We start from the raw sequence: 7,488 nt of genomic DNA, 5'->3' as shown, positions 1-7,488 counted from the left end.
CCCAACGCGTAGAGGTCGGCGCGCTGGTCCACCGACCGGCCGGTGCGCCCGGTCTGCTCGGGGGCAAGGTAGGCGAGCGACCCGACGATCTCACTGTGGTGGGTGAACTCGGGATGAATCTCCGCGAACGGCGTCGCCAGCGCGAAATCCACCAGGCACGGGTCCCCGCCCCCGGAGACGACGATGTTGGCCGGAGTGATGTCACGGTGCAGCACTCCGCGGCGGTGCATTCCCGCGACCGCCTGGGCCAGTTTGCCGGCCAGCCGGACCAGCTCATCGATCGCCAGTGGCTCGGCCGGCCCGGCCAGGGTGGTGTCACCGGCGTCCACCAGCACGATCGATTCCGGGTACCGCCGCGCATCCGACAGCTGCGCGACCCCGTCGACACCGCGCAGCCGCTCCAGAATCGCTACCTCGTGCCGCAGCCGTGGCTGCGCATCAAGACCGAGCGGCTCCTTGCGGACGACAGCGAGGCCACCCGGCAGGGACACTCGGGTCACCCGAGCGCGCGAGCTCTGCCGCAGCAGGACGGCGTCGAGCGGATCCCGGCCCGGCAGGGCCCCGCCTGTCCCCATCCACAGTGTCTACGCTCGGCCACCTACTTGCACAAGTCCTGCGCCTCACCGACCGCAGGCGGACGCCGCCTCGAGACCGGTTACCCACCAGCCCGTCCAGTCGACGTCCGCAAGGGTGTGGTTGGCCGGGTAGGACATCCGGCATCGTGTCGAGGAGCAGGCCGGGCCAGGCAATGGCTGAGCGGGGCGTCACCGCGATCCGGCACGAGGCGCTGCCGCGCCCGGCGGTCGCTGCAAGTTCGCGCACGAGCCGCCAGTGCAACGGGTCACCGCCAGAACTGACCGCCGAATGCGCTCGCCCAGCGCCACGACATTCGTATCCGCCCCCCGCACGCTGCCTTCGCCCCGTTCGGTCGGACGGTAATGCCGGCCATCGAACCCCCGAGCGAACGAGGCAAGACCCCAGGTCAACCCGGGTCACGGACCCGCGTGAACACGCCAGGAAGAACGGAGACACACGGGGCCCAGACTGGCCGTCAGCAATTGCAAACATGATGCGACTTGGTATTTCGGCAGAGAGAAGTCCTGTGCTCACGGGCCGATCTTCGCAAGCCCGGCCTCCTCACCGGCCCGCTCGTGGCGAGTCCCACACCGGTCGCCGACCGGCTGGAGCACAACTCCCGCCGCAGTACCGAACAGGTCCCCTCGAACGGACTTTTCGTAGGCGGCCTCAGAACTTGTCGACGTCGATGATGGCCTTGGCGAACGGTTGCGGCGCTTCCTGCGGCACGTTGTGGCCGATCCCGGTGAACGTCCGGTGCTCGTACTTGCCGGTGAACTTGTCGCGGTACGCCTTGCCGTCGGCCGCGGCGGCGTCGAAGTCACTGCCGATGGTGATCGTCGGGACGCCGATCTTCGGCGAGGCGGCGAGCTTCTGTTCGTAGACGTCGTACTGCGGTTCGCCCGGGGCGAGACTTTGGCGCCAGCGGTAGTTGTGCACGACGATCGCCACGTGGTCGGGGTTGTCGAACGACTGCGCCGTGCGGTCGTAGGTCGCGTCGTCGAAGTTCCACTTCGGCGAGACGTTCTTCCAGATCAGCTTGTTGAAGTCGCGGCGGTACTTCGTGTACCCCAGGACGCCGCGCTCCGTGGCGAGGTAGTACTGGTACCACCAGCCGTACTCGGCCACCGGGGCCAGGGGCTGCTTGTTGGCCTCCAGATTGTTGATGCCGTAGCCGCTCACCGCCACCATCGCCTTGACCCGCTCCGGCCACAGGGCGGCGATGACGTCGGCGGTGCGCACACCCCAGTCGTAGCCGCCGAGGATCACCTTGTCGAGGTGCAGGGCGTCCATCATGGCCACGATGTCGAGCGCGACGGCCACCTGCTGTCCATTGCGGACGGTGCCTTTCGACAGGAACGTGGTCGGGCCGTAGCCGCGCAGGAACGGCGCGAAGACGTGGTAACCCGCCGCGGCGAGCAGGGGGCCGACGTCGACGTAGCTGTGCGGGTCGTACGGCCAGCCGTGGAGCAGAACCACCGGCTTGCCCGTGGCCTGGCCCCACTCGGCGTACCCGACGTCCAGCAGCCCGGCCTTGACCTGTTTGATCGGGCCGAGCGAGGTGTTCTTGCCGGAACCCGCCCTGAGGTCGTCGCCGGGTGCGGCGGCGGGCGCACTCTGCCCGGTGGAACAAGCGGCCAGCGACGCTGCCGCCGCCGTCGCGGCGAAGGCCCGGCCGAACTGCCTCCGGTTGATCATTCGAACTACCTGGGGATCGTGCCCTTCATTGACGGGTCAAACCTATGTGGACAGTGATCTTCGGCGCGAGCGTCAGGTGACGCTATCGGTGTACGTCACCCCGGAAGTCGCCGATTTCGGGCGCGGAAAGGGTTCCGTGGACGGTGATCGTCTCCCCGTGCCGCACGAACCGGATGTCCGGCAGCCGGCGTCGCAGCCAGTCGAGCACGAAGTAGTTGGCGCCGAGCACATCGCACCGCACCCGCGTCGAACCTCCGCCCGAGAGCGCGTTCGCCATCTCCCGCAGGAGTTTCCCGCCGATGCCCCGGAACCGGTAGCCCTCGGCGACAACGATGCCGATGTCCACACCCTCACCCTCGTGGTCGGTCGCCATCAGGTGCCCGACCACGGTCTCGCCGTCGAGAGCGAGGAGGACGACCTGTCCTGGCGCGACCGTGGTCAGCGTCGTGAGCAGCGCCGGGGAGAGGTACCGGATACACGAGAAGAACCGGTGGTACCGGCTGGAGAGCGACAGTCCGATGAGGAATCTTCCGACCGGTTCACCGTCGCCGGCACCGAGCCGGCGCACGACGATCCGCGCCGCGAGGTCGGCGTCAGACGCCATGTCCCTCACAGCGTCGGCACCGGAAGCCCCAGCGCTTTGGCCGATTCCACCCGCATCCCGACTTTGCGGATCTTCCCGGTCACGGTCGTGGGGAACCGCTCCACCAGGCGCACGTACCGCGGGATCTTGTAGTGCGCCAGCTTTCCCGTCGCGAAGGCGCGGATCGCGTCGGCGTCGAGCGGGGCCGCGCCGGCCCGCACCTTGATGCACGCGCACAGCTCCTCGCCGAACCGCTCGTCGGGCACCCCGACCACCTGCACGTCCTCGATGTCCGGGTGCGTGTAGAGGAACTCCTCGATCTCCCGCGGATACACGTTCTCGCCGCCCCGGATCACCATGTCCTTGATGCGGCCGACAATCAGTGCGTAACCGTCCTCCCGCATCACGGCGAGGTCGCCGGTGTGCATCCAGCCGTCGGCGTCGAGGACGTCCGCCATGCGGTCGGGGTCGTTCCAGTACCCGATCATCACCGAATAGCCGCGCGTGCAGAACTCGCCCGGCGTCCCGCGTTCCACGGTTTCGCCGGTCTCCGGGTCGACGATCTTGATCTCGACGTGCGGGTGCACGCGCCCGATCGTCGCGGTACGCCGGTCGAGGTCGTCGTCGGCCGGCGTCTGGCAGGAGACCGGCGAAGTCTCCGTCATGCCGTACGCGCGGCCCGCCTCGTCGAGCGGAAGTCCGGCGACCACCCGCGAGTCCAGCAGGTCGCGCAGGTCATCGGCCAGCCAGCGGTCGGGCTCGCGGCGGATCACGTCGTGGCGCAGGTGTGTGCCGAGACGTTCGAAGATCAAACGAGCCGCCTCTGCGCCTCGAACTCGTCCCCCGGCGCGGCGAGCGTGTCATGCAGGCGGCTGATCCGGTTCGCCAGCTTCGGATCCCGCACTCGGCTAGTACCGGCGGACGGGCCACGGCTGCTGTGGCCCGTCCCCTCACAACAGCCGGACACGCGCGGTGTTCGAATCCCACCACCCCTTCCAGGGCGGCGGCTTCGGCCGGGCCGACCTCACGCACGGGCGGGACGTGCCGCTCGACGGCTACCGCCAGGTCATCGGCGACGAAGCCAACCGGACCTCCCGCCTGCTCGCCACCCGTGAAGGCGTCTTCGCCGGCTTCTCCGCGGGCGCCAACGTCGCCGCCGCCCTCAAGCTCCTGCGGCACGGGCTCGCCGGCGCCACGGCCGCCGTCGTGATCCTGGACTCGGGCCTGAAGTACCTGTCGACGGACCTGTGGGAGTAGCCGTGTCCTCACCGTCGTCCGGCGAACCGCGCCGGGCTCACGCCCAGCATCCGCGTGAAGTGCCGGGTCAGGTGCGACTGGTCGTAGAACCCGACCTCGGGGGCGACCGCGGCGGCCGGCACACCGGCCAGCAGCAGCCGACGCGCCAGCTCCACGCGGCGGCCGGTGAGGTACAGGTGCGGCGGCAGCGAAAACCGCCGGGTGAACGCGCGGATCAGGTGCGTCGGGTCCGCGTGCAGCAGCCGCCCCGCCTCGTCGAGCGGCAGTCCGGCGACCACCCGCGAGTCCAGCAGGTCGCGCAGGTCATCGGCCAGCCCGCGGTCGGGCTCACGGCGGATCACGTCGTGGCGCAGGTGTGTGCCGAGACGTTCGAAGATGAACGCGAGCCGGCTCTGCGCCTCGAACTCGTCCCCCGGCGCGGCGAGCGTGTCGTGCAGGCGGCTGATCCGGTTCGCCAGCTTCGGATCCCGCAGGTTCGGCTGGTCGGTCGCCGGGCCGATCAGGCGCGCGTCGAGCGCGTCTTCGGGAAGGTAGAGCACGCGCTTGCGAAATCCGTGTGGCGCCGCGGTGCGGCCGTTGTGCGGCACGTGCGGCGGCAGGAGCACGACCTGCGAACGCAGGGTGCCGTGCTCGTGGCGGTCGAGGTCGTACTGGAGCACGCCGTCGTCGAGGATCAGCAAGGTCCACACGGTGTGCGTGTGCACGGGGTAGGCGTGCCGCACGAAATGGGCGTGGAACACCTCGCTGATGCCGGGAACACCGGGGCTCCAGGCGGTGATCTCGGATTCGCCTGTCATGCAAGGAACGTACAAGAAATCCGCGCGCGGGGCGGAGAGGATCGGTGTGATCCTCAGCCTTTTCCCGAACCCGGAACGAAGTGGACCGAACCCATGCCCGGACAACGCGACGGTAGCGTCGCTCCGTATTCCTACCTGCTCGTCACGATGGTGTTGTTCGGGGCGGCGTTCACCAGCTCGAAGGTCGTGGTGGGTGAGCTGCCGCACGACGTTGCCGCTTGCCTGCGTTTCGGCGCGGGCGCGGTGATCCTCGTGGTGTTGCTGTGCGTACGCCCGGGTTCGGCGCGCTTTTCCTGGCGTGACCTGGTGCGAGCCGGGCTGGTCGGGCTCGTCGGGGTGTTCGCGTACAACTTCTTTTTCTTCTGGGGGCTTTCCCTCGCGCCCTCGATCGACGGCAGCATCATCGTGCCCGTGCTCAGTCCCGTGCTGACCACGCTGTACTTCCTCGTGACCGGCAAGGAATCGGCGTCCGGGGCGCGCATCTCCGGCCTGGTGCTCGGGATCGCGGGCTCGGTGGTGTTCTTCGCCGGCATCGGCGGGAGTGGCGCGGGATTCAGCGGGCCCCGCCTCGCCGGTGACTTCGTCTACCTGGCGGGCGCGGCGTGCTGGGCGGCCTACAGCATCGCGTCGAAGAAGGTGCTGAGCGGCATGGAACCGTTGCGGGCCACCACGTATGCCACGGGGGTGGGTGCGCTGGCGTTGGTTCTTGTCGCAATTCCCTCATTTTCCGGTACCGAATGGACATCGGTGTCCACGCTCACATGGGGGAACCTCCTGTTCCTCGCGATCGGCCCGACGGCGATCGCGTACCTGTTCTACTACCGGGGATTGCGGGAAGTCAGCCCGGTGACCGCGACGATCACCATGTTCGCGGTGCCCGTGTTCGGCACCGTGACTTCGGCGGTGTTCCTCGGTGAGTCGTTCACCGCCGTGCAGGTCGCCGGTGCGGTGGTCACCATCGTGGGTGCGCTGCTCGCTGTCACCCAGGGGAAATTCCTCACATCCGACCGAAAGAAGGTACACCGGTGACCGACGCCGTCGTGGAGTTGTTGCGAGAACGCCGACGCAGCGGGAGTACTCCCGGAAATCGCGGTGACGACGCTCGCTTGGTGTTGCTCATCGAGGATGGGAGCTCACGAGGTGCGTATTCGAGCGGCATGACGATCGCAATCGAACAACTCGGGTTGCTGCCGATGTTCGACGCCGTCTACGGCAGCTCGGCCGGTGCGCTCAACGGCGCGTGGCTGCTGTGCGGATGTGCGGAAAGCACCCAGCACGCCTGGTGGTACCCGATGATCATGGGCCGGACGATCAACCCGAGGCGTCTCCTGACCCGGCGCCCGGTGGTGGACACGGAGTTTCTCGTCTACACGCTCTACACCGAGGTCGTCCCGATGGGGTTCCGGGAAATCCTCGACAACCCCGTCGAGTTACACCCCACCGCCACCGACGCGATGACCGGCGAGTCTGCGGATCTGCACGAGCACCTCCACGACCAGGCCGGGTTGCAGGCGGCCCTGCGCGCGTCGACCGCCATGCCCCTGCTCGCGGGCGAACCAATCGAGATCGCCGGCCGACGGTTCGTGGACGCCGGCGTGAGCGAATCCGTTCCCGTCCGAACAGCACTCGCGCAAAAAGCAACACACATCGTCGCCTTTCGCACCCGCCGCTCCGACGAGACCTCCGCGACGGCCCCGTCCCGCGGCGAACGGCTCGTCGCCTCGCGCTGGCTCACCCGCCACGCACCGGGCGCACTCGAAACGTGGCTTGGCCGCGCCGCCCTCCGCGCCGAAGAGGAACGACTGCTGACGGCCCACCCCGCGACCCTGCAAGTCCGCCCGCCCCTCGGCAGCCCCCACATCGGCCGCACCGAGCGTCGCCCCCGCCTCATGCGCGCCGCCGTCGACACCGGCCTCCAGGCGGCGCTGAACGAACTCTCGACCGTGAAGGAAACACCATGGCCAACACCACCGAGCCCACCAACACCACCACCGGGTCCGCCGAGAGAGTGCGCACCGTCTCCTGGGCCGACCACGTCGCGTTCGCCACCGCGGCCGCCGAGCTCAGTGGCCTGGAGTTCCTCCGCGCCATGGCTCGCGGCGACATCCCCTCGGCGCCGATGATGGATCTCGTCGGCCACAGGCTGATCTCAGCGTCGTCCGGTGAGACCGTCTTCCGCCTCACGCCGGGCGAATACCACTACAACCCGATGTGGACCGTCCACGGCGGCCTCTACGCCACGATGCTCGACTCGGCGGCCGCGTGCGCCGTGCACACGACTCTCCCCGTCGGCAGCCGGTTCAGCACCCTGGAGCTGTCCGTCCGCTTCCTCAAAGCCATCCGCGCCGGCACCGGCCCCATCACCGCGACCGGTCGCGTCCTGCACTCCGGACCCCAGGTCGTCCTGGCCGAAGCCCGCCTGGAGGACACCCCGGGCACGCTCCTGGCCACGGCGACGGCGAACTGCTTCGTTTCCCGAGTACCCGGAAAGTGACGAAGGAGGCGAATGTCGCGATCGAGCGATCGTCGGGCGGATCTCAGGAGCAGCCGCTACGACATTGTTGTCCAGTGCCAGCT

At 68.8% G+C, this 7,488-nt stretch carries 8 protein-coding genes and 1 pseudogene; 4 read left to right on the top strand and 5 right to left on the bottom strand.

The genetic code is table 11. The features are described 5' to 3' along the window. From AB0K15_RS43920 to AB0K15_RS43905, 4 genes and pseudogenes are all read right to left on the bottom strand, one after another. Window positions 1-575 (bottom strand): phosphotransferase (locus AB0K15_RS43920; protein WP_364065899.1); only part of this gene is annotated, 575 nt, incomplete at its 3' end. 670 nt (window positions 576-1,245) lie between these two features. Next, window positions 1,246-2,274: an alpha/beta hydrolase gene (locus tag AB0K15_RS43915; RefSeq protein WP_364065895.1), complete on the bottom strand. Its 1,029-nt coding sequence runs from the start codon at window positions 2,272-2,274 to the stop codon at window positions 1,246-1,248. An 82-nt stretch (window positions 2,275-2,356) separates the two neighbouring features. Further along, on the bottom strand, window positions 2,357-2,878 hold the full coding sequence (locus AB0K15_RS43910) for a GNAT family N-acetyltransferase (protein WP_364065892.1): 522 nt from the start codon (window positions 2,876-2,878) through the stop codon (window positions 2,357-2,359). A gap of 5 nt (window positions 2,879-2,883) precedes the next feature. Next, window positions 2,884-3,528, bottom strand: a pseudogene (locus tag AB0K15_RS43905) (AMP-binding protein); the annotation flags it as partial. A 301-nt stretch (window positions 3,529-3,829) separates the two neighbouring features. Between AB0K15_RS43905 and AB0K15_RS43900 the strand changes: the two are divergent. Beyond that, entirely contained in the window at window positions 3,830-4,114 is a 285-nt protein-coding gene (locus tag AB0K15_RS43900; RefSeq protein ID WP_364065889.1) for a hypothetical protein, read from the top strand. Window positions 4,115-4,122: 8 nt separating this feature from the next. Here the strand turns inward: AB0K15_RS43900 and AB0K15_RS43895 are convergent, their stop codons facing one another. Then, window positions 4,123-4,911 (bottom strand): AraC family transcriptional regulator, encoded by a 789-nt coding sequence (locus AB0K15_RS43895; RefSeq protein ID WP_364065886.1) that lies wholly within the window; start codon window positions 4,909-4,911, stop codon window positions 4,123-4,125. Between the two features lie 93 nt (window positions 4,912-5,004). On the opposite strand from AB0K15_RS43895, the gene AB0K15_RS43890 reads away from it, so the two are divergent. Genes AB0K15_RS43890 through AB0K15_RS43880 form a run of 3 tightly spaced genes read left to right on the top strand, consistent with a single transcriptional unit; the run spans window position 5,005 to window position 7,405 of the window. After that, window positions 5,005-5,940: a DMT family transporter gene (locus AB0K15_RS43890; protein WP_364065884.1), complete on the top strand. Its 936-nt coding sequence runs from the start codon at window positions 5,005-5,007 to the stop codon at window positions 5,938-5,940. Beyond that, complete coding sequence (locus AB0K15_RS43885) at window positions 5,937-7,034, top strand: patatin-like phospholipase family protein (RefSeq protein WP_364065880.1); 1,098 nt, start codon at window positions 5,937-5,939, stop codon at window positions 7,032-7,034. Before AB0K15_RS43890 ends, AB0K15_RS43885 begins: the two co-directional genes overlap by 4 nt. Continuing rightward, window positions 7,001-7,405: a PaaI family thioesterase gene (locus tag AB0K15_RS43880; RefSeq protein ID WP_364065877.1), complete on the top strand. Its 405-nt coding sequence runs from the start codon at window positions 7,001-7,003 to the stop codon at window positions 7,403-7,405. Before AB0K15_RS43885 ends, AB0K15_RS43880 begins: the two co-directional genes overlap by 34 nt. The last annotated feature ends 83 nt before the right edge of the window (window positions 7,406-7,488 follow it).

Origin of the sequence: Amycolatopsis sp. NPDC049253, from assembly GCF_040678995.1 — a bacterium.
Taxonomy (GTDB): Bacteria; Actinomycetota; Actinomycetes; order Mycobacteriales; family Pseudonocardiaceae; genus Amycolatopsis.
Note: the sequence above shows the minus strand (reverse complement) of the source record. Positions and strands in the feature narration are given on the sequence as shown.

What these genes read in the sequence shown, in the direction of transcription:
- AB0K15_RS43915 (WP_364065895.1), bottom strand. Translation starts at nt 2,274, where the DNA reads ATGATCAACCGGAGGCAGTTCGGCCGGGCCTTCGCCGCGACGGCGGCG.
- AB0K15_RS43910 (WP_364065892.1), bottom strand. Translation starts at nt 2,878, where the DNA reads ATGGCGTCTGACGCCGACCTCGCGGCGCGGATCGTCGTGCGCCGGCTC.
- AB0K15_RS43895 (WP_364065886.1), bottom strand. Translation starts at nt 4,911, where the DNA reads ATGACAGGCGAATCCGAGATCACCGCCTGGAGCCCCGGTGTTCCCGGC.
- AB0K15_RS43890 (WP_364065884.1), top strand. Translation starts at nt 5,005, where the DNA reads ATGCCCGGACAACGCGACGGTAGCGTCGCTCCGTATTCCTACCTGCTC.
- AB0K15_RS43880 (WP_364065877.1), top strand. Translation starts at nt 7,001, where the DNA reads ATGGCTCGCGGCGACATCCCCTCGGCGCCGATGATGGATCTCGTCGGC.